At 43.1% G+C, this 25,816-nt stretch carries 19 protein-coding genes; 12 read left to right on the forward strand and 7 right to left on the reverse strand.

What is annotated here, in order from left to right; translation table 11 throughout:
* Positions 1-3: 3 nt before the first annotated feature.
* Positions 4-3,228: a UvrD-helicase domain-containing protein gene (locus QZ135_RS08730; RefSeq protein ID WP_294607972.1), complete on the reverse strand. Its 3,225-nt coding sequence runs from the start codon at positions 3,226-3,228 to the stop codon at positions 4-6.
* Between the two features lie 426 nt (positions 3,229-3,654).
* Positions 3,655-5,703, reverse strand: a complete 2,049-nt coding sequence (gene uvrB, locus QZ135_RS08735) for an excinuclease ABC subunit UvrB (RefSeq protein WP_294607975.1) — start codon at positions 5,701-5,703, stop codon at positions 3,655-3,657.
* Positions 5,704-5,818: 115 nt separating this feature from the next.
* Here uvrB and QZ135_RS08740 point away from each other — a divergent pair, with 115 nt between their 5' ends.
* The 5 genes from QZ135_RS08740 to QZ135_RS08760 all read left to right on the forward strand — a co-directional run bounded on the left by QZ135_RS08740 (position 5,819) and on the right by QZ135_RS08760 (position 9,530).
* Complete coding sequence (locus tag QZ135_RS08740) at positions 5,819-7,117, forward strand: phenylacetate--CoA ligase (RefSeq protein ID WP_294607977.1); 1,299 nt, start codon at positions 5,819-5,821, stop codon at positions 7,115-7,117.
* 103 nt (positions 7,118-7,220) lie between these two features.
* Complete coding sequence (locus tag QZ135_RS08745; protein ID WP_007663046.1) at positions 7,221-7,646, forward strand: amino acid-binding protein; 426 nt, start codon at positions 7,221-7,223, stop codon at positions 7,644-7,646.
* Positions 7,647-7,796: 150 nt separating this feature from the next.
* Positions 7,797-8,627: an outer membrane protein assembly factor BamD gene (gene bamD / locus QZ135_RS08750; RefSeq protein ID WP_294607984.1), complete on the forward strand. Its 831-nt coding sequence runs from the start codon at positions 7,797-7,799 to the stop codon at positions 8,625-8,627.
* A 22-nt stretch (positions 8,628-8,649) separates the two neighbouring features.
* Complete coding sequence (locus tag QZ135_RS08755) at positions 8,650-8,985, forward strand: DNA-directed RNA polymerase subunit omega (protein WP_009127753.1); 336 nt, start codon at positions 8,650-8,652, stop codon at positions 8,983-8,985.
* Positions 8,986-9,062: 77 nt separating this feature from the next.
* Complete coding sequence (locus QZ135_RS08760; protein WP_294607989.1) at positions 9,063-9,530, forward strand: DUF4293 domain-containing protein; 468 nt, start codon at positions 9,063-9,065, stop codon at positions 9,528-9,530.
* 83 nt (positions 9,531-9,613) lie between these two features.
* On the opposite strand, the gene QZ135_RS08765 is transcribed toward QZ135_RS08760, so the two are convergent.
* Positions 9,614-10,300 (reverse strand): porin family protein, encoded by a 687-nt coding sequence (locus QZ135_RS08765; protein ID WP_294607992.1) that lies wholly within the window; start codon positions 10,298-10,300, stop codon positions 9,614-9,616.
* Positions 10,301-10,327: 27 nt separating this feature from the next.
* Positions 10,328-12,106, reverse strand: coding sequence for a LysM peptidoglycan-binding domain-containing protein (locus QZ135_RS08770; RefSeq protein WP_294607994.1), 1,779 nt, complete (start codon positions 12,104-12,106; stop codon positions 10,328-10,330).
* A 98-nt stretch (positions 12,107-12,204) separates the two neighbouring features.
* Between QZ135_RS08770 and QZ135_RS08775 the strand changes: the two genes are divergently transcribed.
* From QZ135_RS08775 to QZ135_RS08790, 4 genes are all read left to right on the forward strand, one after another.
* On the forward strand, positions 12,205-12,999 hold the full coding sequence (locus tag QZ135_RS08775) for a gliding motility-associated C-terminal domain-containing protein (protein ID WP_294607996.1): 795 nt from the start codon (positions 12,205-12,207) through the stop codon (positions 12,997-12,999).
* Positions 13,000-15,828, forward strand: a complete 2,829-nt coding sequence (uvrA, locus tag QZ135_RS08780; protein WP_294607997.1) for an excinuclease ABC subunit UvrA — start codon at positions 13,000-13,002, stop codon at positions 15,826-15,828.
* 154 nt (positions 15,829-15,982) lie between these two features.
* Positions 15,983-16,462 (forward strand): Cys-tRNA(Pro) deacylase, encoded by a 480-nt coding sequence (ybaK, locus tag QZ135_RS08785; RefSeq protein ID WP_294607999.1) that lies wholly within the window; start codon positions 15,983-15,985, stop codon positions 16,460-16,462.
* A 93-nt stretch (positions 16,463-16,555) separates the two neighbouring features.
* Positions 16,556-18,118, forward strand: coding sequence for a peptide MFS transporter (locus QZ135_RS08790; protein ID WP_294608001.1), 1,563 nt, complete (start codon positions 16,556-16,558; stop codon positions 18,116-18,118).
* 82 nt (positions 18,119-18,200) lie between these two features.
* On the opposite strand, the gene QZ135_RS08795 is transcribed toward QZ135_RS08790, so the two are convergent.
* Entirely contained in the window at positions 18,201-18,701 is a 501-nt protein-coding gene (locus QZ135_RS08795) for a GNAT family N-acetyltransferase (RefSeq protein ID WP_294608003.1), read from the reverse strand.
* Positions 18,702-18,960: 259 nt separating this feature from the next.
* On the opposite strand from QZ135_RS08795, the gene QZ135_RS08800 reads away from it, so the two are divergent.
* From QZ135_RS08800 to QZ135_RS08810, 3 genes are all read left to right on the forward strand, one after another.
* Positions 18,961-19,287: a PadR family transcriptional regulator gene (locus tag QZ135_RS08800; RefSeq protein ID WP_294608005.1), complete on the forward strand. Its 327-nt coding sequence runs from the start codon at positions 18,961-18,963 to the stop codon at positions 19,285-19,287.
* A gap of 51 nt (positions 19,288-19,338) precedes the next feature.
* Complete coding sequence (locus tag QZ135_RS08805; protein WP_294608007.1) at positions 19,339-20,460, forward strand: PspC domain-containing protein; 1,122 nt, start codon at positions 19,339-19,341, stop codon at positions 20,458-20,460.
* A 90-nt stretch (positions 20,461-20,550) separates the two neighbouring features.
* Entirely contained in the window at positions 20,551-21,618 is a 1,068-nt protein-coding gene (locus tag QZ135_RS08810) for an acyltransferase family protein (RefSeq protein WP_294608009.1), read from the forward strand.
* 105 nt (positions 21,619-21,723) lie between these two features.
* Here QZ135_RS08810 and QZ135_RS08815 read toward each other — a convergent pair whose 3' ends face one another.
* Positions 21,724-22,509 carry an N-acetylmuramoyl-L-alanine amidase-like domain-containing protein gene (locus QZ135_RS08815; RefSeq protein WP_294608012.1) on the reverse strand — a complete coding sequence of 262 codons (786 nt, stop codon included), beginning with the start codon at positions 22,507-22,509 and terminating at the stop codon, positions 21,724-21,726.
* A gap of 87 nt (positions 22,510-22,596) precedes the next feature.
* The gene (locus tag QZ135_RS08820) at positions 22,597-25,812 is read right to left on the reverse strand and encodes a glycoside hydrolase family 2 TIM barrel-domain containing protein (RefSeq protein ID WP_294608015.1); all 3,216 of its coding nucleotides are present in this window, start codon (positions 25,810-25,812) and stop codon (positions 22,597-22,599) included.
* Positions 25,813-25,816: the final 4 nt, after the last annotated feature.

A 25,816-nucleotide genomic window follows, 5' to 3' on the forward strand; every position in this document is an offset into this window, starting at 1 on the left:
AGGTTATACATTTTCTATTAAGTCTTCTTCCACATACCACAAGTATCCTTTGATATTCTCCCTCGGGTACCCCATGCGGACAAGCAATTGCATATATCCTTTTACTTGCTTGTTATACTTTTTATTCTGCTTTCCGAATTTGAAGTCTACAATGACTATTTCGTCACCGCGCATCATCACGCGGTCAGGGCGGCGTGTATGTAGTTCTCCGTTCTCTTGCCAGATGATGTCACATTCGTTGAATAACTCCCAGTTTCCCGAATACCAGTCCTGTACTTGGGGGAGGGAGAAGGCACGGTTAGTCAGTTCCCGTATTTCTTCTTCTGTTTCCGTTTTACCAATGATTCCTTCGAATATGAGTTGTGTAATGGCATTGTCAATATCTTCTTCCGTTTCGATGGCAGAGAAAAGCGTATGTAACAATCGTCCCCGGTTTATGAAACGGTTGTCGGACTCTTCTTCATCCACTCCCTGAATGAAATCGGCAGAACGGTTCGATTGCCGGAACTCAATATCGTGCCTCATGCTTTCCATGTGCACGGGGAGTTTATCCGGTTTTTGAGCGAGGCGGTTGAGGGAAGAGTTATGTGTGGAGGACTCCGCTACAGATGGACAGAGTTCTCCGCTTTCATAAGGTTCTTCTTCGTCCCAGCCTTCTTTGCCTTCCTTGATAGCCACTTGTGGCAATGCATTGGTGAGTAGCTCGGACATGGTTCCTTTCTGGGCTTTTTTACTCCAGAGAATCAGATTCTTCCCAGCACGGGTAAATGCTACATAAAGCAGGTTCAGGTTATCCACCCACAATTGAAGGCGTTCGTGCAGATAATCCTGTTGATACACGGATTCGGCCATAGTAGATGAGTAATTCACTGGGACGATGTCGAGTGAACTGAATGGCCTCTCGGTGGGAGAACACCAGATCAACTGATTATTGGTTTCATTCTCCAATTTCCAATCACAGAAGGGAATGAGTACGGTGTGAAACTCTAAGCCTTTGGATTTATGTATAGAAAGAATACGGATGCCATCCATTTCACCACTGGGAATGGTTTTGTTGCACAACGTCTCGTCCCAGAAACGGATGAAGGTATCTAAATCTGAGGAATTATTTTGCAGATATTCTGTTACGGCATCAAAGAAAGAGAACAGGTAAGCATCCTGTTTTTCAATCCGGTTCATTCCGAACAGACTGAAAAGTTCTTCCAGTAATTCGTATAGCGGCATTAACCGGAGAGTTTCCATGCCGGAAACAAACTTCTCCGGGAGTGCGTCCTGTGGTTTGGCAGTAAGCAAATCGTCCCAATCGGGATTTGCACTTCCGTTTTCTTCTTTATTGATTTGTAGCTTGTAATTAGTGATTAGTGAAGCCTGTGCCACTTTATTTTCCGGATTTGAAAGATAGCGCAAGGCATCTATCAGCATGCAGAGTGCTTGAGAGGCATCTAGACGAAATGCTTCGTCGGAAACGATAGGCAAATGCATGGTCTTGTCGAAATAGTCGGCAATAGGAGGGATATTCTTGTTTTTACGTACCAGAATGGTGATGTCAGTCAACTTCACACCGGCTTCCAATAATCGTTTTACTTCCTCTCCCAATGTTATAAGCGTCAGTTCCACATAGTCATGCTCTTCATCCGGTTCCAGAAAATCTACTTTGACATAACCTTTGGCTTCTGTACGCGGCGATTCTTGTGCAACATCTGCATAAGCTCGTTGTAATGGCTGACAATCTTCCTGTAAGTCTTTCAGGTGAAGCATATTCAAATATTCTACCGCAGCAGCAAACAGGAAGTTGTTGAACTGGATGATATTGGTTTCACTCCGGCGGTTTGTTTTTAATGTTTCCACACGCACGGGGAAATTGTTAAGTTGAGAGCTGGCAGAGTCTCCCAAAACGTTTAATATTCTCCAGTCTCCGTTGCGCCAACGATAGATTGATTGCTTTACATCACCTACAATCAAACTGTCGGCTCCCTGTGAAAGACCTTCCAGCAACAGGATTTTGAAATTATCCCATTGCATCCGGCTGGTGTCCTGAAATTCATCAATCATCACATTTTGGATGTTAGCTCCGATTTTTTCGAATACAAATGAGGAATCTCCGTCCCGCACCAGGTTATGGAGCAGGGCGTTGGTGTCTGACAACAGGAAACGATTGTGCTCCCGGTTTAATTCGCGCACTTCCTCGTCGATGTGTGCAAGCAATTGCAATTTGTTCAGGTGTTGCAGTGACAACCGGCAACTGTTTACTTGTTTATTGTTCCTTGGTCTGAATGTTTCCGCATCCTGCAGCAAGGGGAGTAAACTCGTTTCGGCCAGATGAATGATGTCGTTTTTACGCGTTGAAGTCTTGGTTGCCCAGTTCTTTGCGTCGTCCAGACTATTTTTTAATGTGGCATTCAGCACATCTTTGTCTGATAATCGTCCGTCCCTCAACTTGCGGAAATAGCTGCCTATTCCTCGTGCTCCGCCTTTCAGGTCTTCTGCGGTGAGCGCGTGGGCTTCCAATTCTCCTATGAACTGGTCGTAGAAACCTTTCATTTGCTCCAAGGCTTCTGTTTCCATTTCCCGCAACAGGCTGCGGTATAGTTTGATGGTATCCGGGTGTTTCAGTTGTTGCCGCAGTCCTTCGCCGCGTTCTATGTATCCTTCGTCGAAAATATTCCATCCGAACCGTTTGATTTCATTAGAGACATTCCAACGTTTGTCATCAGCAATACGTTCGTTGATGTAGTCCAATAGCCATGCCAGGACGGGAGACGAGGGTGTTAGCTTCTCAATGAGACTGTCTACGGCGTCGCTCAACACTTCGGCATTGTTCAGTTCTATGTTTAGGTTGGGACTTAAATCCAGTTCCCGCGCCAGGTTGCGCATAACTGACTGGAAGAAGGAGTCGATGGTTTCTACACGAAAACGGCTATAGTCATGAAGCATGTATTGCAATGCCGTTCCTGCCGCCCGGCGGATGTCGGGGACGGGCAAGTTCTTCCGTTGTAAGTCTTCGCGGATACGGTTCAGATAGGGTTCGGATGCCGGGTCATTTACCCAGATGCCGTAAAGTTGCTGTAAGATACGCTCCTTCATCTCTGCCGTAGCCTTATTGGTAAAGGTTACAGCAAGGATTTGCCGGTAGGCTCTTGGGTTCAGAATCAGGTGTTTAATATACTCTACGGCGAGGGTGAACGTCTTTCCGGAGCCGGCTGAGGCTTTATATACTAATAATTCCATGTTGATTTGCTGGATTGAACTTTGCTACAAACATACGCAAAAAACATGAAATAATGAGTGTTTCTGTTGATGGAATTAATTTGTTTCTGTACGGTTTTGAACCAGTTGATTATGTTAGTGGATATTGATATCTGGTGACAGAAGATAGCAAAGTGGGCTATATTCAACAAAACTGGCCGAAGTATTCATATCTGCTGCTTTGATATAGTGCTTGGGTAGCTTTAGCAGAGGTATGGGTATAAAAAAAGGAGTACCGCTGTACTCCAACCTTTGTTAACCTTAAATCTAATACTATGAAAAACACATTGCAAAGATACGGACTATTGGGAAATTAGCAAATTATCCAAAGAAAAAAGTATGTTTTATAACACTTATTAGCGAAAATAGCATACTCTTCTATTTATTTTAAGAAAAAGTGTTTTATGCTTACTTTTCTTTTAGTAAATCCTCCATCTTCAGCAGCTCGTCGCGATACTGTGCAGCTTCGATAAAATCGAGCTTTTTGGCTGCTTCTTGCATGAGCTTTCTCGTACGTTCGATACTCTTTTCTAACTGTGGACGGGACATATATTGTACAATCGGGTCGGCAGCAATACTGGCAGAACTTTCTTGCTCGATGTAGGGGCGGGGAGCAAGGGTTGCTCCTTTTCCGGCAGGACCTTCTTCTGTTACACTGTTTGTGGCAAATACATTGAGATTCTTTGCTTTCTTGATTTGTTGAGGCGTGATGCCATTTTCTTCATTGTATTTTAATTGCTTTTCACGACGGCGGTTGGTTTCATCAATTGTCAGTCGCATACTGTCGGTTATGCGGTCGGCATACATGATAACCATACCGTTTACATTACGTGCCGCACGTCCGGCAGTCTGTGTTAGTGAACGATGAGAGCGCAGGAAACCTTCTTTATCCGCATCGAGAATGGCAACGAGTGACACTTCCGGGAGGTCCAATCCTTCACGCAACAGATTAACGCCGACCAGCACATCATATAGTCCTTCACGTAAATCACTCATGATTTTTACGCGTTCCAGTGTATCTACATCGCTATGGATATAGTTACATTTTACATTATTATTCAAGAGGAATTCCGTCAACTCTTCTGCCATACGTTTGGTAAGCGTGGTTACAAGCGTACGTTCATTACGTTCTATGCGTATCTGGATTTCTTCCATGAGATCGTCTATCTGGTTGTGGCTGGGACGCACTTCAATTATCGGATCCAACAATCCGGTAGGACGAATAACCTGTTCCACGACAATGCCTTCCGATTGAACCAATTCATAATCCGCAGGCGTTGCACTAACATAAATCACTTGTTTTGCCATTTCCTCGAATTCTTCGAATTTCAACGGACGATTGTCCATGGCAGCCGGGAGCCGGAAACCATATTCCACAAGGTTTATTTTACGGGCACGGTCACCACCATACATTGCACGTATCTGAGGTACGCTTACGTGACTTTCATCTATAACAATCAGAAAATCTTCTGGAAAGAAGTCTAATAAACAATAAGGACGAGTACCGGCTGCACGGCCGTCAAAATAGCGCGAATAGTTTTCTATACCAGAACAGTGACCTAATTCGCGTATCATTTCCATGTCATACGTAACTCGTTCCTGAAGACGTTTTGCTTCAAATGGACGGCCTTCATTCTCAAACCATTGCACCTGCTTGTGAAGATCATCTTCTATCTCATGAATAGCCCGTAGTGTGGCTTCTTTGGTTGTCATGAACAGATTGGCGGGATATATCTTGTAAGCATCAAAGCGGGCGATAGTTGCCCCGCTAATCGGGTCCACTTCCTCGATGCTGTCCACTTCGTCCCCCCAGAAAATGATACGCAACAGATTATCAGCATATGCCAGATAAATATCCACCGTATCTCCTTTTACACGGAAATTTCCACGATTCAGGTCGATATCGTTGCGTACATAAAGACTGTCCACCAAATGGCGCAGAAATACATTCCGGCTGAATGCTTTGCCTTGTTGTACTTCTATCACGTTACTATAGAAATCCGACGGGTTACCCATACCATATATGCAGGATACGGAAGAAACGACCACTACATCTTTTCGTCCGGAAAGCAAGGAAGAAGTAGCGGCTAACCGTAACTTGTCGATTTCATCGTTAATGGCAAGGTCTTTTTCTATATATGTATCGGAAGATGGAAGATAGGCTTCCGGTTGGTAATAGTCGTAATAGGAAACATAATACTCTACGGCATTATTGGGGAAGAACCCCTTGAATTCACTGTAGAGCTGAGCTGCTAATGTTTTGTTATGGCTTAATATTAACGTTGGTTTATTGATGTTGGCAATTACATTGGCTATAGTGAATGTCTTTCCCGAACCGGTGACACCAAGTAATGTTTGCGCAGGAACTCCCTGAATCACGCCGTCAGTGAGCTGTGCAATGGCCTCCGGCTGATCTCCGGTTGGCTTATAAGCGGATGTTAATTCGAATTTATTCATTTTCTCTCCTTATGGACGGCAATATTCGGGAAAATGCTTGAGATAAACAAATTTTTTTTATTCCTTTGCAGGAAATAAGTATTAATAATAACCATCAATGTAATACAACGAAGACATGATTTGGAATGAAAGTATCGAATGCATGGATCGCGAAAGCCTTCGTAAAATCCAGAGCATCCGCCTCAAGAAGATTGTGGAGCATGTTTATCATAACACTCCTTTTTACCGCAAGAAAATGCAGGAATTGGGAATTACCCCCGACGATATCAATAGTATAGACGACATCGTGAAGTTACCTTTTACTACTAAATACGACCTGCGCGATAATTATCCTTTCGGACTTTGTGCTGTTCCCATGAGTCAGATAGTACGTATTCATGCATCGTCAGGTACGACGGGCAAGCCTACTGTGGTGGGGTATACACGTAAGGACCTTTCATCTTGGACTGAATGTCTCTCGCGTGCATTTACAGCTTATGGTGCGGATAGTTCCGACTTTTTCCATGTAGCTTACGGATATGGTTTGTTCACCGGTGGACTGGGTGCACATGCGGGTGCTGAAAATATCGGTGCTTCAGTTATACCTATGTCGAGCGGTAATACAGAGAAACAGATTACTCTGATGCATGATTTTGGTTCTACTGTATTATGCTGTACGCCTTCTTATGCGCTTTATCTGGCAGATGCCATTAAAGACTCCGGCTTTCCCCGTGAAGAATTCAAATTAAAAATAGGAGCTTTCGGTGCGGAGCCCTGGACGGAGAACATGCGTCATGAGATTGAAGAGAAGTTAGGCATTAAAGCCTATGATATATATGGACTGAGTGAAATAGCAGGTCCGGGTGTGGGCTACGAATGTGAGTGTCAGCATGGCACCCATCTTAATGAAGACCATTACTTCCCCGAAATTATTAATCCGAATACATTGGAACCGGTTGCTCCCGGTGAAACAGGCGAGCTTGTCTTTACACACCTAACCAAAGAAGGTATGCCTCTGCTGCGTTACCGTACCAAGGATCTCACCGCTCTGCATTATGATAAATGTCCTTGTGGACGTACGCTCACCCGTATGGATCGCATCCTCGGCCGTAGTGATGATATGCTTATTATCCGTGGGGTGAACGTATTCCCGACTCAGATAGAATCCGTCATCCTCGAAATGCAGGAATTCGAACCGCATTATCTCCTGATAGTAGACCGCAAGAATAATACGGATAGTATGGAATTGCAGGTTGAAGTCCGTCCGGAATATTATTCGGATGAGATTAACAAGATGCTGGCATTGAAGAAAAAACTGGCAGCCCGTCTGCAAAGTGTACTTGGTTTGGGAGTAGATGTTCGTCTGGTAGAGCCTCGCAGCATTGAACGCAGTGTAGGTAAGGCCAAACGCGTAATTGATAATCGTAAACTTTGATAAACTATTAATTATTAAATATAAAGTATTAATTGCCTGCGGGATGTCCCTAATTAATAGTTCATCATTTATAGTTCATAATTTACAATTAATAATTAAGATCATGGTAGCAAAACAACTCTCTATTTTTCTGGAGAATAAGTCCGGTCGTCTGACTGAAGTGACTGAAGTGCTTGCGAAAGAAGGTGTCAACCTTTCCGCTCTCTGTATTGCCGAGAATGCTGATTTCGGTATTCTTCGCGGCATCGTATCTGAACCGGATAAGGCATATAAAGCTTTAAAAGATAATCATTTTGCTGTGAATGTGACGGATGTGGTAGGCATCAGTTGCCCCAATATTCCGGGCTCATTGTCAAAAGTTCTGCGTTTCTTATCTGACGAGGGCGTTTTCATTGAATATATGTATTCATTTGCCAACGGCAATACGGCCAATGTCATTATTCGCCCGAATGACATGGAAAACTGTATCCGTGTGTTGACTGAAAAGAAAGTCGATTTGCTTGCGGCGAGTGATTTATATAAATTATAATGACCATTTTTTAGACCGCTTATTATCCCGGTTCGTCGCGAATAGACTGGCGTTTATCGGTCATTTTCTGGTTTTTGAAAAATTAAGGTTCGTATCGTTGCTTTATTCGATGCGAACCTTTATCTTTGCACATTATTTGAAAAGCTAAGAATGAAGAAGAACATCTTAATAACTTTGCTTGCAGCAATATTACTCTCCTCGTGTGGAGAATATAATAAGCTGTTAAAAAGCACCGACTATGAGTATAAGTATGAGGCGGCAAAGAACTACTTCGCAAAAGGGCAGTACAATCGTGCTGCAACGTTGCTTAATGAGTTAATTGCTATCCTTAAGGGTACAGACAAAGCAGAGGAATCCCTCTACATGCTGGGTATGAGCTACTACAACCAGAAAGACTATCAGACGGCAGCTCAGACTTTTGTCCAATATTATAATGTATATCCTCGTGGAACGTTTACCGAACTGGCACGTTTCCATGCCGGAAAAGCGTTGTATCTGGATACTCCGGAGCCCCGTCTCGATCAATCCGGCACATATAGTGCTATTCAGCAATTGCAGATGTTCATGGAATATTTTCCGCAAAGCTCAAAGAAGGACGAAGCCCAGGATATGATATTTAAGTTACAGGATAAATTGGTGATGAAAGAGTTCCTTTCAGCCAGATTGTATTATAACTTGGGCAACTATTTGGGAAACAATTATCAATCCTGTGTAATCACTGCACAGAATGCTTTGAAGGATTATCCTTATACGAACCTTCGCGAAGACTTGTCTATTCTTATTCTGCGTGCCAAATACGAAATGGCTATCTATAGTGTAGAGGACAAGAGAGCAGAACGCTATCGCGAAACGGTGGATGAATATTATGCTTTCAAGAATGAGTTCCCTGAAAGTAAATATCTGAAAGAAGCCGATAGGATATTCAAGGATTCAGAGAAGATATTGAATGAAGATAAGTCAAGTGAAGATAATCAGATTTAGGATAATATTAATTTAGATATTTATGGATTACAAGAAAACAAATGCTCCTGGCAGTACGGTTACACGTGACATGATGGAGTTGTGTGCGGATACCGGTAATGTGTATGAAACCGTATCTATCATTGGTAAGCGTGCAAACCAGATCAGTGTGGAAATCAAGAATGACCTTTCAAAGAAATTGGCAGAGTTTGCTTCCTATAATGATAACTTGGAAGAAGTATTCGAGAACCGGGAGCAGATTGAAATTTCACGTTATTATGAGAAATTGCCGAAACCGACGTTGATTGCAACGCAAGAGTACGTTGAGGGTAAGATTTACTATCGCAACCCGGCAAAAGAGAAAGAGAAATTACAGTAAATGAAATTACTATAAAGGTGTGCCCGAGTGAAGATTGCTTGGGCACACCTTTGTTGTTTTAACAAAGAAAAGAGGATATGATACAACGAATTCAATCTGTTTATTTATTGATTGTGACAGGTTTGCTGATAGCTGCTATGTGCTTGCCAGTAGGGCAGTTTATAGCTGCGGACGGAGTTACTGAATATGTTTTCAAACCGTTGGGGGTGACGCTGGCGGATAGTGCTTTTCAATCTACATGGGGATTGTTCGGGATACTATTTCTAAGCACCGTCGTGGCATTCTGTACTATTTTTCTGTTTCGTAATCGAATGTTGCAGGTGCGTATGACAATATTCAACAGTATTCTTTTGATAGGATATTATGCGGCATTTTTCGTCTTCATGTTTATGTTGAAGGATGATTTGGATGCAATGTCTTTCCAGTTAGGCTGGGCGCTTTGCCTCCCTGCTATTTCTATAATATTGAATTATTTGTCTTTCAGGGCTATTTATCGTGACGAGGTGATGGTGAAAGCTGAGAAGAATTTTCGGTTGAGAAAATGAAAGATTCATATATAAAGAAAGCGTCCCGGAACTTCTATAAAAAAGTTCCGGGACGCTTTCTTTATATATGAATCTCTTTAAGATTACTTCTTGAGGTCAAACAGATAGGTCATTTTTACTACTATGGCGCCATGTGCCGAACGGGAGAAATAGTCTTTCTTAGTGCTTTTATAAAAGTCGGATAGAGCGTAGTAGTATCTACCTTCTACAAGAAAATTTCCGGCTTTGGTGCGTAATTCTAATCCTGCCCCTCCCGTGATACCATAGTCGAATTTATTTTCTACATCTTTATCATGTTGTTCGGTAACTGCATTGGTTACAGTTTCCCATGCATCATTTTTGGTTCGTGTGTCACTGATAAAGAATCCTATTTGCGGACCCGCATGGATGAAAAATTGCACTCCCCGGTCTCTGCCAAATGCCAAATGTGCTAAAAGAGGTATTTCTACATAATTCATCTTGCGTGTATATTGCAAATCGGGGAAATCTTCATAAAATTCATCCCAACCATGCTGTGAGAAATTCAATTCAACTTGTGCACCGCATATCATGCTGAAATATTTCTCCGAGATATAGCGCGCTGTCAGACCGCCATTAATGCCCATCAGGTTTTTCTGCCGTACTGTAGGAGAGAAGCTGACACTATTGAGATTGATGCCGCCGTTGAAACCTATTGCAAAGTTTTGGCGTTGCTCACCTATCTGTGCACGGCCAGGCAACACCCATACAGTAAGTAGTAGAGTAGCTCCTATGATGTTTTTTATCTTCATTGTCTTGGGATTTAAAAACTTCTGTTATCAATCATAATCCAACTTTATTAGCTCATAGTTCTTGGTGAAACGCACAAAGAATACTTTTTTATTGATGAGTCCTCCCCAATTGTTTACGCGTTGGAATTTGAATCCGGTTTGGATAGGCGTCAAATCCATGCGTTGCATATTCTTCTCCAACTCAGAGCCATAGCGTGACAGGCCTTTGAGGAAGAAATAACCGGTATCAAAGCCCAGCATTCCGAATTTTGGATAACGCTCTTCCATATCCTTGCCGTACCATCTGCGATAACTCTTAGTGAAATTAATGGCTGCTGGCAATAGGTTGTTGGTGTAGAATGATGAATAGAAATAGGTATCTAATTCAAAGAATGCCTCCAAATGATCTTTTGTGTAAGTCTGCCATTCCGGATAACCGAATAAATGGATGTTACTTTCCGGATTATCGCGAACCAATAAAGTCAGTTGGGGCAGTATCTTTATCAGGGTCACATTGTTTCCTGATGTAGGAATGAATATGTTTTCCCGGTCGGCACGCAGCACTGTTTTCAGGGATTCCACTGTTGCGTCTTCTTTCAAAGATTTCATAGGAATAGAACGGTTTTTCAGTTCATCTTTCAGCCCTTTGATAAATTCGGCTTTGTCCTTTGTGCCTGTGCTGGCTTCTATGAAGATGACGTTGGCATTCGGGAATTGGCGGACAAAATGGTCATACACTTCAGAGTAAAGGTATGACTGGGGAGTATTAATCTGATAAATAGCCGGATTGCGGAATACGCTGTTGTCCTTTGATGTGAACGGTATTACCAGGCGGATATCATTCTTCTGGGCAAAATCTGCCAAAGGTTTGATATGCTGTTGATGTAGCGGACCGAAAATAATATCCATATCCTTCATTTCCTTTTTGGAGAGGATGCTATTCAGGGACGTGCTTTCGGAACCGGAGTTATAAGTGTATAAATCAACGGAAACTCCGCTACGCTTCAAGCTATCTACAGCCATGAGGAATCCTTCGTAATACTCTACCATACGTGCTGCATCGTTCTTGGGCACATCCAGGAAAGGCAGGATGATAGCAGCTTTGATTGTGCTGAAACGCTCTGTCATCTTTTGGTTCTCACTGAACAATTCGCTGTTGCTGGGAGCTACCTTTGGCTGAGTAGTGTTTTCTACTTGTGCGGTGGGGAAGGGGATGCAAAGGAATGTACCTTTCTTTATTTTGTTTTCACCTTTAAGTTCAGGGTTGGCAGCTATTAGTTCGGCCTCTGAAATACCATATTCACGGCTGATGCTGTATACGGTTTCTTTCCGTTTCACTTTGTGCATCTCTTTGCAACGAGATTGCACAGGGCCTTGGATGGGGGGGATAACCGATTCTGTTACTGTTTCCGTAGTGACTGTGCCAGCCTCGCCGACAGAAGGAATGCGTATTACCTGACCGATGCGGAAGTTCTCCGCACTAAGTCCGGGGTTGGCATCGCAAATAGCCTTGGCCGATACACCGTATTTGACGGTTAATCGGTAGAGGGTTTCTCCTTGTGCTATGGTATGGAATGTTTCTGTCTGAGTATTGGCGGCTGTACGCGGAATGCGAAGTGTACGTCCCACGAAGATTTTTTCGTCGCTTCCTGGATTTAATTTTACGATGTCCGATTGTGTGACACCATACATACTGGATATAGAATAAAGGCTTTGCCCTTTTTCAATGGTATGCAAAAAATAGGACTGGTTCTCTTGTGCAAATGCGCCAAAACTGCATGCACCGGCAAGCAGTAAGGAGCAGAAAATCCGGTTAATCGTTCTCATTCGATATCGTTGGTTTATGTTTACAATTTCCCAAAGTAGCTGCAAAGGTAAGAATTTTGCCTAAAATTAACGAACGGAATGAGTTAAGAAATAATATTGTGCATTTTAAAACTGAAAAATCTTGTGTATGCGCTGATATTCGCTTGGAAACCGTTATTTTTGCAGGTATTATGCGATGCGGATTGTTTTTATATATCGGTTGTGTAGCAATGCTGCTGCTCGGATATTTACCGGTGTGGGCTGGCGGGGGAAAGACAGTACTGTTGGATATGTCTCCCGTGGCAATCTTGCTTTCTGAAAATGGGGCAATGCCCGAAGAAGGTGTTTCCGTTTATCCGGGTGATATGTACACCGGTGCCGCTCCCCTTGAGTTTCGTTTTCTGTGGAGAGAACCTGCGGAGTCAGGAGACTCATCGGATGATTCCGCCGATTATCGTTATGAATGGAATTTCTCCCGTGATGCCGCTTTCAACGATATTTTCCTGACACGTTTCGATGCTGAGACTATCTATAGTTTCCAAGAGTCCGGTCTGTTCTATGTTCGTCTTATTGCAACGGATACAGAGACGGGGCAAACAGATTTCTCCGATGCTTTTATAATCCGTATTGCTGAATCGGAACTTAAAGTGCCGAATGCTTTCTCTCCCAATGGAGACGGAATAAATGATGTGTTTCGCGTGAAGCATAAATCGCTGGTTCACTTCAATGCATATGTCTTCAACCGTTGGGGACAAGAACTTTATCGCTGGGGCTTGCAGAACATAGATGCCGGATGGGATGGAACGGCTCATGGGAAGAATGTTCCTGAAGGCGTTTATTTCATTGTAGTAGAAGCAGAAGGAGCGGATGGAGTTAATTATAAGATTAAAAGTGATATTAATATATTAAGATAAATGACAGAAGAAACAGAATACATCAATGTATATGGTGCGCGCGTGCACAATCTGAAAAATATCGATGCTGAAATTCCCCGTAACAGTCTTACTGTGATTACTGGGCTGAGTGGAAGCGGCAAGTCATCCTTGGCGTTCGATACGCTTTTTGCTGAGGGACAGCGCCGTTATATCGAAACTTTTTCTGCGTACGCCCGCAACTTCCTGGGAAATCTGGAGCGTCCTGATGTTGATAAGATTACAGGATTGAGTCCGGTTATTTCCATTGAACAAAAGACGACGAATAAGAATCCCCGTTCTACGGTAGGTACAACGACGGAAATTTACGACTATTTGCGTCTGCTTTATGCCCGTGCCGGTGTGGCATATTCTTATCTTTCGGGTGAGAAAATGGTGAAATACACCGAAGAGCAAATTCTCGATCTTATTCTGAAAGATTATAAAGGCAAGAAGATTTATATTCTTGCTCCGTTGGTGCGCACCCGTAAAGGACACTATAAGGAACTGTTTGAACAAGTCCGGAAGAAAGGGTATCTTTATGTTCGTGTAGACGGTGAGGTGCGCGAGGCATTGCCCGGTATGAAACTGGACCGTTATAAGAATCATGACATCGAAGTTGTTATTGATAAACTGGTTGTGACGGATAAAGATGATGTCCGCCTGAAAAACAGTGTGGCTACTGCTATGCTGCAAGGAGATGGCTTGCTGATGATACTTGATTTGCAGTCTGAAAGTGTACGCCATTACAGTAAACGGTTAATGTGTCCCGTCACCGGACTATCCTATCGCGAACCGGCACCTCACAACTTCTCATTCAATTCTCCGCAAGGTGCTTGTCCCAAGTGTAAAGGTTTGGGAGTTGTCAATCAGATTGATGTGGAGAAAGTCATCCCCGACCGGGAACTTTCCATCTATGAAGGTGCTGTCACTCCTTTAGGTAAGTATAAGAATAGTATGATTTTCTGGCAGATAGCTGCTTTGCTGGAAAAATATGAGGCTACGCTGAAAACTCCTGTCAAGGAACTGCCGGATGAAGCTATTGATGAAATTCTTTATGGTTCGGATGAACGCATCAAAATAAAGAGTTCCCTTATCGGAACTTCGTCCGATTACTTTGTGACGTTTGAAGGTGTGGTGAAATACATTCAGATGTTGCAGGAGAAAGATGCTTCTGCTACGGCTCAGAAGTGGGCGGAACAGTTTGCTAAAACTGCGGTTTGTCCGGAATGTAAGGGAGCAAGGCTGAATAAGGAAGCTTTGCATTTCCGCATCCATGATAAGAATATTTACGAACTATCCTGCATGGACATCAATGAACTTTATGATTGGTTGATGAATGTGGATGAATATCTTGATAATAAGCAACAGCAGATTGCAGCTGAGATACTCAAAGAAATCCGTACCCGTCTGAAATTCCTTTTGGATGTCGGATTGGATTATCTTGCTCTCGACCGTGGCTCTGTGACTCTTTCAGGTGGTGAAAGCCAGCGCATCCGCCTGGCTACCCAAATCGGTTCACAACTGGTGAATGTGCTTTACATTCTCGACGAGCCGAGTATCGGTTTGCACCAGCGGGATAACCAACGGCTTATCCATTCTCTGAAAGAATTGAGAGATATAGGTAACTCTGTTATTGTTGTGGAGCATGACAAGGACATGATGATGGCGGCTGACTATGTGATAGATATGGGGCCAAAAGCTGGTCGCCTGGGAGGTGAAGTTGTTTTTTCCGGAACTCCGGATGAGATGCTGAAAACGCATACATTGACTTCGCAATACCTCAATGGTGAGCGTGAGATTGAAATACCTGCCAAACGGCGTGAAGGTAACGGACATAGCCTGTGGCTTCGTGGTGCACGCGGAAATAATCTGAAAGGAGTGGATGTGGAGTTCCCTCTGGGCAAACTGATTTGTGTGACCGGTGTATCCGGCAGTGGAAAATCTACGCTTATCAACGAGACGTTGCAGCCTATTCTTTCGCAGAAATTCTACCGTTCGCTTCAAGATCCTTTGGAATATGGCAGTATCGAAGGACTGGAAAATATTGATAAGGTGGTGAATGTAGACCAGTCTCCGTTGGGACGTACGCCACGTTCCAATCCGGCAACATATACGGGAGTTTTCTCCGATATCCGTAACTTGTTTGTTGGATTGCCGGAAGCTAAGATACGCGGTTATAAACCGGGCCGTTTTTCTTTCAATGTCAGTGGCGGACGCTGTGAAGCCTGTCAGGGTAACGGTTACAAAACCATTGAAATGAACTTCCTGCCGGATGTATATGTACCCTGTGAGGTATGTCATGGCAAACGCTATAACCGTGAAACCTTGGAAGTGCGTTTCAAAGGAAAATCTATTGCCGATGTGCTGGATATGACTATCAACCGTGCTGTGGAATTTTTTGAGAACGTACCGCAAATTCTGAATAAGATTAAGGTGATACAAGAGGTTGGTTTGGGATATATCAAATTGGGACAGTCTTCTACTACGCTTTCCGGTGGCGAAAGCCAACGCGTGAAGCTAGCGACCGAACTTTCTAAACGAGACACAGGCAAGACCCTTTATATCCTCGATGAACCTACCACCGGACTTCACTTTGAAGATATCCGCGTATTGATGAACGTACTTAATAAATTAGTGGACAAAGGCAATACGGTTATCGTCATCGAGCATAATCTTGATGTCATTAAAATGGCGGATTACATCATTGATATGGGTCCTGACGGTGGCAAGGGTGGGGGACAACTCCTTAGTTTCGGTACGCCGGAAGAAGTGGCGAGAAGCAAGAAAGGGTATACTCCGAAGTTTCTGAAAGAAGAATTGAAAGGATAAGTACATCAGCATAATAAACTTATACTATCTGTCATTCTGAGCGTAGCCGAAGAATCTCCTCCCTATGTATGCATAAAAAAGATGAGATCCTTCGGCTGCGCTCAGGATGACAGATACCGATGATATAAAATGAGTAAGAGAACATTCTTAAATTATGAAAATCAATAAAACAAATGCAGCGAGGCTTTTGGATAAAGCTAAAATCGCATACGAACTGATTCCCTATGAAGTGGATGAAAATGATTTGAGTGCCATTCATGTGGCAGACAGCTTGGGTGAGAATATCGAACAGGTATTCAAAACCCTTGTCTTGCATGGTGATAAGAACGGCTATTTCGTATGTGTCATTCCCGGTGAGCACGAAGTGGATTTAAAGCTGGCGGCCAAAGCTTCCGGCAACAAGAAGTGCGATCTTATTCCGATGAAGGAGCTGCTACCCCTGACAGGATATATTCGTGGCGGATGTACGCCTATCGGTATGAAGAAGCCTTTTCCTACTTATATTCATGAATCCTGCCTAAACTATCCATCTATTTATATAAGTGCCGGTCAGCGTGGATTGCAGCTAAAACTTAATCCAAATGATTTAATAAAGGAGGTTCATGCTGAAGTTTGTGCTCTTTTTCATGACTAATTTTACTTTTTTATACGATATTTCAGCAAAATGTATATATTTGCATTTAATAAACAAAAAACAATCTAATTACTAATTTAAAAACTTATATCTATGTTCAAGAATCATCCTAAAGGTCTGTTGGCGGCTGCTATCTCCAATATGGGCGAACGGTTCGGCTACTACATTATGAATGCCGTACTGGTATTGTTTCTCTGCTCCAAGTTCGGCCTGAGTGACGAAACCAGTTCTATTATCTATTCGGTCTTCTATTGCGGAATTTACGTACTAAGCCTGGTAGGTGGTATCATTGCCGACAAGACACAAAACTATAAAGGAACTATCATGTCAGGACTGATAGTAATGTCGTTGGGCTACGTCATTCTGTCAATTCCCGTCCTGTCCACAGCCGACAATATTGGCTGGTTGCTTCCTTTGACTTGTGTTTCCCTGTTTTTCATAGCTTTCGGTAACGGACTTTTCAAGGGAAATCTGCAAGCTATTGTAGGTCAGATGTATGACAATCTCGAAAAAGAGGCTGAAAAGAAAGGACCTGAAGCACTGAAATTGGCTAAGAGCCGTCGTGATTCGGGTTTCCAGATTTTCTATGTATTTATCAATATCGGTGGTCTGATTGCACCTTTTGTTGCTCCTATGCTCAGAGAATGGTGGTTGAAGGTTCACAGCATGATGTACAATGCCGATTTACCGGCATTATGCCATCAGTACATTAAGGAAGGTGCTAATATGGCTTCCGATAACCTCGCTAATCTGAATGAACTGGTTGTCAAAGTGGGTGGTACGGTGACAAGTGATTTGGTTCCGTTCTGTACCCAGTATCTTGATGTGTTTAATACAGGTATCCACTATTCATTCATAGCTTCGGTAGTGGCTATGCTTATTTCTCTCTTTATTTTTATTGCGTGCCGGAAAGTATTCCCTATACCGGGTAAGAAAGAGAAGCAAGAATCAGTAGGTTATACTGCTGAAGAGAAAGCTGCTATGGCAAAAGAGATAAAACAACGCCTGTATGCATTGTTTGCAGTATTGGGTATTGTAATTTTCTTCTGGTTCTCGTTCCATCAGAACGGGCAGTCGCTTTCACTCTTTGCCCGCGACTTCGTGGTAACTGATAGTATTGCGCCTGAAATCTGGCAAGCTGTGAATCCGTTCTTTGTAATCGTACTTACTCCGCTCATCATGCTCTTCTTTGGTTCGCTCGCCCGTCGTGGTCAGCAGATTTCCACCCCTAAGAAGATTGCTATCGGTATGGGTATTGCAGGACTTGCTTTCTTGTTCCTTACTATTTATTCAGCAATGCAAGGCTATCCTTCAGGTACTGAGTTCAAAGCGATGGCGGACTCTGCTAAAGCCGGACTGAAAGCCGGACCGTGGGTATTGATTGTGGTTTATTTCTTCTTGACCGTAGCCGAACTTTTCATTTCACCGCTTGGTCTTTCATTCGTTTCCAAGGTAGCTCCCAAGCATATCCAGGGCTTGTGCCAAGGCTTGTGGCTGGGTGCAACGGCGATTGGTAACCTCTTCTTGTTCCTGGGTCCTATGATGTATAATAAGATTCCTATCTGGCAGTGCTGGACTGTATTCTTTGTTATTTGCCTTGTGTCAATGGGCGTGATGTTTGGCATGGTGAAGTGGCTGGAAAGAGTAACGAAATAATTAAAAATTAGAAATTAAAAATTAAAGGCTGCGCAGTTCAAAAGAGAACACTGCGCAGCCTTTAATTTTTAATTTCTAATTTTTAATTGATTTCCATCCCCATTATATAGTCATTCATATAATATCCGTTTCCTATCGGAAAATCTCCTTCTCTCAACTTCTTCATTCCCATGTGCTCATAGAATTTCAGCGCCTTGTTGTTACGGTTCACATTCAATTCCATCAGACAGGTGCCGGGATGTACCTCTTTGATATATTTGACGGCTTCGCGGAATAGGAAACTGCCACAATGCGCTCCCTGAAAAGAGGGGAGTACATATATCTTTTGCAGATGAAACAAGTCCTCACCTTGTTGTTGCACGGATACATAGCCGCACACCTCATTATCATGGTATGCTATAAAATAAACATGCCCTTCCTCTTCCATTTGCTTGCGAATGTTTTCTATGGAGTACATCCATTCCATCATGTATTCATTTTGCTCCGGCGAAAGAATTTCTTTGTACGTCTCGGGGAATATCTGCCATGCAAGCTTATGAATCAGCTCGCAATCGGCTATTGTTGCTTTTCTGATAGTTAACATAGTCGTTGTATTTATATCTTTTCCGCGCAAAGATACATTTTTCTCTTATATGTTATTCTTCTCTTTATGTATTCTTTTTCTGTAATATTAATAAGGTGTAAAGGGTTGTGTGTGTTAATTATATAAAATATAGAGTACTATGTATTGCATGGTACTAATATAATGCATATATTTGTGTCATGCAAAGAGAGGCTCTATTTCAATTAGTTGCTATCTCTACTGTAAAATAGAAAATTGTCAAATCGTAAATCAATAAGAGATGGACGTAAATAATGTAAAGTCGCAAATGCGTAAGGGCATGTTAGAATATTGCATCATGCTGCTGCTGCACAAGGAACCGGCCTATGCTTCTGATATAATTCAGAAACTAAAAGAAGCCAAGCTGATTGTGGTGGAAGGAACGCTTTACCCGTTGCTTACTCGTCTGAAGAATGACGATCTGCTAAGTTATGAATGGATAGAGTCTACACAAGGACCACCACGTAAGTACTATAAGCTCACGCCCAAAGGAGAAGTCTTTCTCGGAGAGTTGGAAGCCTCGTGGCGAGAGCTGAATGAAACAGTCAATCATATAGCCAATTATTAGGCTCAACATTTGAATTACCTCGTATCAGTATAATTTAAAAAACGAATAGCAATGAAAAAGACATTAACAGTAAATCTGGGCGGAACTGTTTTCCACATTGATGAAGACGCCTACCGCCTTTTGGATAACTATCTTTCCAATTTGAAGTTGCACTTCAGAAGACAAGCCGGTGCTGATGAAATTGTAAATGACATCGAACTCCGTATCTCTGAACTCTTCTCCGAAAAGTTGACTGCAGGCTCTCAGGTTATCACCATAACCGATGTAGAGGAAGTAATTAATCGCATGGGCCGACCGGAAGAAATGGAAACCGGTACGTCAGAAGAGGGCGCTTCCGGTTCGAAGAATTCTGAGGGTGCTTCCGGCAGTGGCTATGGTCCCGGTTCCTGGAACAGTGATGCTAAATCCTCTTATACTTCAACACGTCGTCGTCTTTACCGCAATCCGGATGATAAGATGCTGGGTGGTGTAGTCAGTGGTTTGGCAGCCTATTTGAATTGGGATGTGACGCTGCTTCGCCTTTTGCTGCTCATTATCCTGATTTGCGGATATGGAACTCTGATTCCTGTTTATATTGTGTGTTGGCTTGTAATACCCGAAGCCCATACAGCAGCCGAAAAATTGAATATGCGTGGAGAGGCTGTTACAGTGGAAAATATTGGTAAGACTGTAACCGATGGCTTTGAGAAAGTCGCCAACGGTGTAAACGATTATATGAAATCCGACAAACCCCGCACATTTCTGCAAAAGGTAGGAGATGCGTTTGTAATGGTGGCAGGTTTCTTCTTGAAAGTGTGTCTGGTTATCTTCGCCATTATTTGTAGTCCGGTGCTGTTTGTATTTGGTGTGGTGTTTGTAGCTTTACTCTTTGCAGCTATTGCAGTTGCCATTGGTGGTGGTGCAGCATTGATGTCCTGGTTCCCTACTGTTGACTTTATGTTGCCTACGTCTCCTTTGTCGGCCATAGTGATGTATATTGCAGGTATCCTCGTGGTAGGTATTCCTTTGGTAAGTATTGTTTTCGCAATCTTCCGTCCGGTGTTCAATTGGCAGCCAATGGCTTCCGGCTTGAAGTGGACATTGCTTATCCTTTGGATTGTCAGTGCTACGGTTTTCTTTATCTGCTATACGATGCAAGGATTTACATTCCCGGAATTGCTGATGCGAGGGTAACAAGTTGTTATTAAGTTTTTCTGGGGGGGCTTGGAGGTGTTCTCAGACATCTCCAAGCCTATTTTATTAACCATAAATTAAATACATATTATGAGCCGGATACGTTTTTATTATCTCGATTTACTGCGCGTTTTCTTGACTATGCTGGTGTTTTATCATCATTCCGCCATTGCTTTCGGTGCTTCCGGCGGCTGGTATTACATCTCGCAGGAAACAACTACCGGACTGACTCAAGGATTGCTTTCAGCATCTATGGCTATTGACCAGTCTTACTTCATGAGTCTTTTCTTCTTCATTTCTGCCTACCTGATGCCCTTTTCTTTCGACCGTAAAGGAATGAAATCTTTTATATACGACCGTATTAACCGTTTGGGCATTCCTCTTTTGATTTATAGTTTTCTGATTGATCCTCTTTTAGAGTATTGGATATACGGCGGATGGGGACGACCGGGTTTTGGACCCATGTGGTTTGTATTTACGCTGTTGATTTTTGAACTGAGTTATGCTGTCTACCGTCATTTCAGTGCAAAGCGATTAACGTTGAATTGGAAACGCCCTACGGTGACAGGTATTCTTATATTTATGGTGATAACCGGTGTATCTGCATTTTTCATCCGGCTTTATGTTCCTGTAGGAAGTGAGGTGTTGGGGTTGCAACTGGGCTTTTTCCCCTTATATGTAAGTATGTATTTGCTGGGGATTATAGCACATCGCAATCATTGGTTGGATAAAATCTGCGTGAAGAATGCACTTCCCTGGTTTCTGATAGCTATTATTGTCGGAATTCCTTCTTTGTTATGTGTAATGAGCAATTTCTCAGAGAAGATGGATATGTTTTCCGGTGGTTGGAATTTGCAGGCTTTGTTCTATGCTCTTTGGGAGCCGGTCATGTGCGTGGGTATATGCTATTTTCTGTTAGCGTATGGGAAAGCCCATTGGAATAAACCGACTCCTTTGGTTCAGAGATTATCAACTGATAGCTATGCTGCTTATTTTATTCATCCTGTTATTGTGGTCGGTTGCATATTCGTAATGGAACTTTTGCCGGTTTCTCCATTGATGCGGTTGGCATTGGTTTGTGTGGTGGGCATTCCGTGTTGCTTCATTGTGGCAAGAGGAGTGCGAGTGGTGCTGGGAAAGGTGGGCGTGAAGATGTGACGCGTAATGTAGAGTTGAGCTGAAGGAGTTTCCTCTTCCCCAAGAGGAAACTCCTTTGACTTTTTTTACTCTCCATCGCCTTTTTATAATACTATATTGGATATCTTATTTCTTCATCCTCAGCACCCGGATTCCTGTCCAACTCGGATTGTTCTGTAACATCTGTCCTAAAGCCACTTTAGAAACAACCACTTTCTTTTCCTTAGAAGAAGCATGCAGCAAACTCAGCTTGCCATCCACATAGAAAGCAATACCCATATGAGCTACATCCAGTCCCGGAGTATTTGTAGTAATAGCAATAATATCACCATTCTTAATCCAAGGCAGGCCATTAAACGGCAACTTATCTTTTGGGATGTAATGGAACTCTTGTCCATTCAATGATTTTTCAATCTCTTTCATCTTGGCTACATTCTGTGGAGAATTGCTCAACTGTTTGTACAGTTCGGGATGAGAAGACATATAAGAAAGAGCAACCTTCTGTGTGTGCGGACTGTAAGTTGGGGTTAAATCTTCCAGGAAACCGTTACGAACGCCGTTGTTTACCCAGTCCGCAATGTAATGTAAGCGGGAAGTATAACCGTCTATCTTTCCGTCACGATAGCGGATCATCTGAAGTTTATCAGCAAAGTCACCTTCGGCTACCTGACCGTCTTCAGTAGGAGAGAGGGCCATGGCAAGAGCATATTCTACAAAAGTGGTGCAGTCCACCTCATCACAATTGATGATAAGTTCTTCTTCACCATCAGTTACTTCCAACGTATGCGCTACGTAAGGAATATCCAGAAATTTTATTCCATTGTTCAGCATGACATTCTCATTGTCATTTGTTTGGGCATTGACAGTGACCGCACAAAGTGCACTGAACAGGAGTGTAATCATTGTTTTCATTGTTCTTTCGTTTTTAATATAAATAAAAAAGGATGTCGCAAAAGTACGACATCCTTTTCATAAATCCTTAAATTGGACAGATTAAATTCAATATTGATAGATTAAATTTTTGTAATCTGTCTTCTTGTCAAACGGTACGATGGAGAAACCATATTCGATGGCATTCTCTACGCCGGGACGAATCAGATAGGGTTCGTGTGGCATAGCTCCCCAACTGTTGTCACCGCCAACGCCCATCATGCGATAGTCAATAAACATATCTACCAGCTTTTCCAGTTGCGGATCGGTAAGATGGCGATGGTTGGTTTTCTCTGTGCGTGGAGCGCCATTATCAATCGTTTCACCACTATCCAAAGTTCCGAGCGGATAGTTGGAAGCATTCAACTCGAATGTACGGTCGGCAATGAAAAGTAAACCGCCTTTCTGCTTATTGGTGAGGGCACACCAATAGATATCTGTGCGGTGCTCGTTCTCTTGCGGACGAACATACGGCTCATACATATCTTTGATTGGAATGGTGTACTCTCCGATAAACTGGGAGGTACGACGGTCGCGATAATTCTCTTCCGGTCCACGACCGTAATAAGTGAGGTTGGTCAATGTTTCTGACAACTGCATACGCAAACCAACACGTGGAATCATCGGGGTTTCTTTTCCTTCGGCTACAAAGTGGTTGTTCACTTTGATGATACCATTGGCAAATATCTTATAAGTAATCTCCCAGCGTGCATCCGTCTGCGGGAAACGATAGGCTACTTTTACAATGGAATTGTCACCTTCTTTGGATACATTGAATGATTCTGCTTGGAGTGTCTGATAACTGGCCTCTCTCCATGCTTTCAGACGAGTAGGAAGTTTTGCTCCGTAATCGTTATCAGTAGGTGCACGCCAGAAGAAAGGACGCGGACCTTGTCCGTCGTGAATATATTCCTGCTTCTTGTAGATGTAAGACACTAACAGACCGCTTTGCTTATCAAATGCTGCTTTGAATTCGTCGCCGCTGAAAACGACCTGTGAAAGTACTTCTTCCATCTTAGCAGGCTCCTGATGCACAACTTCTTTCTTGAAGAACGGATGAATATAAGTCTGTTCGCGGGCAATCACTGTGCCCACCGGCAAGAAGGGTTCTGCCTGGCGTATAGTGGCATAGAATTCGATGCGTACATCTCCCACAGTATTCTTATCTTTAGGAATACCTTGTAGGAATCCGCTGGTTGCTGTCTTACCCGGGGCTGCATTGATGTTATCCATATTACCTTTATAAATCTCTTTTCCATGGTCGCGTACGATGTAATGGAAATCGTATTTATTCAGGTCGGTAAAGGAGAAATCATTGCGAACTTGTACAGTGCAGGTTTGCGGGTCGAATTTAATGAACTTGATGTTCTGGTAAACTTTACCCATTTCAATTGTCTGCGGTTTGATGCTGCGGTCGGGATAAACTATACCGTTGATGCAGAAGTTACCGTCGGAAGGAGTGCCATTGTCGCCATAATCACCGCCATAGTTCCAATACTTACGCCCGTCGCTGGTTTTAGCAGCAAATCCCTGGTCTACCCAGTCCCAGATGCAACCACCTTGCAGTATAGGATACTTTTCAATGATATCCCAGTAATCCTGAAAGTTGCCAAGACTGTTGCCCATGGCATGGGCATATTCGCACAAGATGAGTGGACGCGTCATTTCCTTATTTTGCGCATACTTTTCAATATTTTGAGGAGAAGTATACATAGGGCAATAGATATCTGTATTCCACTCTAATCCGGCGCGTTCGTACTGGATAGGACGGCTGTCGAGCATCTTCAATGTATTGTAAGTTACATAGAAATTCAGTCCGTTTCCGGCTTCGTTACCCAATGACCAGATGATGACGGACGGATGATTCTTATCTCGCTCGTACATATTCATGGTACGGTCGAGGTGGGCATTCATAAATAATGGATTGTTACCCAAGGTACCGCCTACGTTCAGGTTATAACCCATGCCATGGCTTTCGATATTGGCTTCATCGATAACGTAGATACCATATTGGTCACAAAGTTCGTAGAAACGTTCTTGTTGTGGATAGTGACAAGTGCGTACTGTGTTCACATTATACTTTTTCCAGAGCTCAAAGTCTTTCAGCATAAGTTCTTCCGGAACGTAATGTCCGGTGTATTCATTATGCTCATGAACATTCACACCTTTCACAAGGATGGGCACACCATTTACGAGCAATTGCTTATCCTTAATCTCTATCGTGCGGAAGCCCACTTTGCAACTGGTAGCTTCTATCACTTCACCATTCGTACGTTTCAGGCTGATGACAAGTGTATAGAGATTCGGAGTTTCTGCAGTCCATTGTTTTACACCACGGAGGGTTTTCTTGGTAAATTCCACTTCGGTTTGGTCTCCTTCCACGCGGGTGGAGGATTGGGTGACTTGCTGGTCTTCATTGTCTAACAGCCGGTAGGATACCACATACGGAGATTTGATATCGCTTTCATTCGTAAGCTTTACTTTCAGTTTCAGGATACCGTCTTTGTAATAAGGATCCAGTGGAGTTTCCACTTTGAAGTCGGCAATGTGAATCTTTGGAGTGGCGTATATATAAATATCACGCTCGATACCGCTGATGCGCCAGAAGTCTTGACATTCCAAATAATTGGCATCCGAGAAACGGTGCACTTGAATGGCAATGATATTCTTGCCTCTTTTTGCCATGCCGGTCACATTGAATCGGGCAGGAGTTTTAGCATCTTTGCTCATGCCTACAAATTTGCCGTTGATGTAGTAGAAGGCAGCACCCCGCACACCGTCGGCACTGAGGAAAATCTCTTTTCCGTCCCAATCGTTCCCTATGATAAATTCACGACGATAGGTTCCGGTAGGATTCCAGTCCTTGGGGACATAAGGCGGATTCGGTTTGTCCCAATAGGGTTCGTAACCTTTGGAGCAAAATTCATAGGGTTGATTGACGTAGATAGGTGTACCGAAACCCTGCAATTCCCAGTTGCCCGGTACGTTGATATCGGGCCAACGATTCACGTCAGTACGTGCGTTCATAAAGTCGGTGGGACGGTCGGCGAAGTTCTCCACATAATTGAACTTCCATTTCCCGTTGAGGGAAAGGCGATATGTGCCGTTTGTCCGGTCATTGACAATGGCATCTTCTTCACTTACATAAGAAGTAAATGTGCTTCGGGGAGCCATTTTGTTGATGTGGGTCAACTTCGGATTGGTCAACTGGTCGTAGCGGTCCTCCTGTGCCGGAAGGGCGAGGGGGAGCAATGCGAGGCAGGTGATAAGAGTCAGTCTTTTCATGAGC

It is taken from the genome of uncultured Bacteroides sp., assembly GCF_905207245.1.
GTDB lineage: Bacteria > Bacteroidota > Bacteroidia > Bacteroidales > Bacteroidaceae > Bacteroides.

What these genes read in the sequence shown, in the direction of transcription:
- QZ135_RS08730 (WP_294607972.1), bottom strand. Translation starts at nt 3,228, where the DNA reads ATGGAATTATTAGTATATAAAGCCTCAGCCGGCTCCGGAAAGACGTTC.
- QZ135_RS08745 (WP_007663046.1), top strand. Translation starts at nt 7,221, where the DNA reads ATGGTAGCAAAACAACTCTCTATTTTTCTGGAGAATAAGTCCGGTCGT.
- uvrA (WP_294607997.1), top strand. Translation starts at nt 13,000, where the DNA reads ATGACAGAAGAAACAGAATACATCAATGTATATGGTGCGCGCGTGCAC.
- bamD (WP_294607984.1), top strand. Translation starts at nt 7,797, where the DNA reads ATGAAGAAGAACATCTTAATAACTTTGCTTGCAGCAATATTACTCTCC.
- QZ135_RS08795 (WP_294608003.1), bottom strand. Translation starts at nt 18,701, where the DNA reads ATGTTAACTATCAGAAAAGCAACAATAGCCGATTGCGAGCTGATTCAT.
- QZ135_RS08740 (WP_294607977.1), top strand. Translation starts at nt 5,819, where the DNA reads ATGATTTGGAATGAAAGTATCGAATGCATGGATCGCGAAAGCCTTCGT.
- QZ135_RS08790 (WP_294608001.1), top strand. Translation starts at nt 16,556, where the DNA reads ATGTTCAAGAATCATCCTAAAGGTCTGTTGGCGGCTGCTATCTCCAAT.
- QZ135_RS08760 (WP_294607989.1), top strand. Translation starts at nt 9,063, where the DNA reads ATGATACAACGAATTCAATCTGTTTATTTATTGATTGTGACAGGTTTG.
- QZ135_RS08755 (WP_009127753.1), top strand. Translation starts at nt 8,650, where the DNA reads ATGGATTACAAGAAAACAAATGCTCCTGGCAGTACGGTTACACGTGAC.
- QZ135_RS08815 (WP_294608012.1), bottom strand. Translation starts at nt 22,509, where the DNA reads ATGAAAACAATGATTACACTCCTGTTCAGTGCACTTTGTGCGGTCACT.
- QZ135_RS08805 (WP_294608007.1), top strand. Translation starts at nt 19,339, where the DNA reads ATGAAAAAGACATTAACAGTAAATCTGGGCGGAACTGTTTTCCACATT.
- QZ135_RS08765 (WP_294607992.1), bottom strand. Translation starts at nt 10,300, where the DNA reads ATGAAGATAAAAAACATCATAGGAGCTACTCTACTACTTACTGTATGG.
- QZ135_RS08810 (WP_294608009.1), top strand. Translation starts at nt 20,551, where the DNA reads ATGAGCCGGATACGTTTTTATTATCTCGATTTACTGCGCGTTTTCTTG.
- QZ135_RS08800 (WP_294608005.1), top strand. Translation starts at nt 18,961, where the DNA reads ATGGACGTAAATAATGTAAAGTCGCAAATGCGTAAGGGCATGTTAGAA.
- uvrB (WP_294607975.1), bottom strand. Translation starts at nt 5,703, where the DNA reads ATGAATAAATTCGAATTAACATCCGCTTATAAGCCAACCGGAGATCAG.
- QZ135_RS08770 (WP_294607994.1), bottom strand. Translation starts at nt 12,106, where the DNA reads ATGAGAACGATTAACCGGATTTTCTGCTCCTTACTGCTTGCCGGTGCA.
- ybaK (WP_294607999.1), top strand. Translation starts at nt 15,983, where the DNA reads ATGAAAATCAATAAAACAAATGCAGCGAGGCTTTTGGATAAAGCTAAA.
- QZ135_RS08820 (WP_294608015.1), bottom strand. Translation starts at nt 25,812, where the DNA reads ATGAAAAGACTGACTCTTATCACCTGCCTCGCATTGCTCCCCCTCGCC.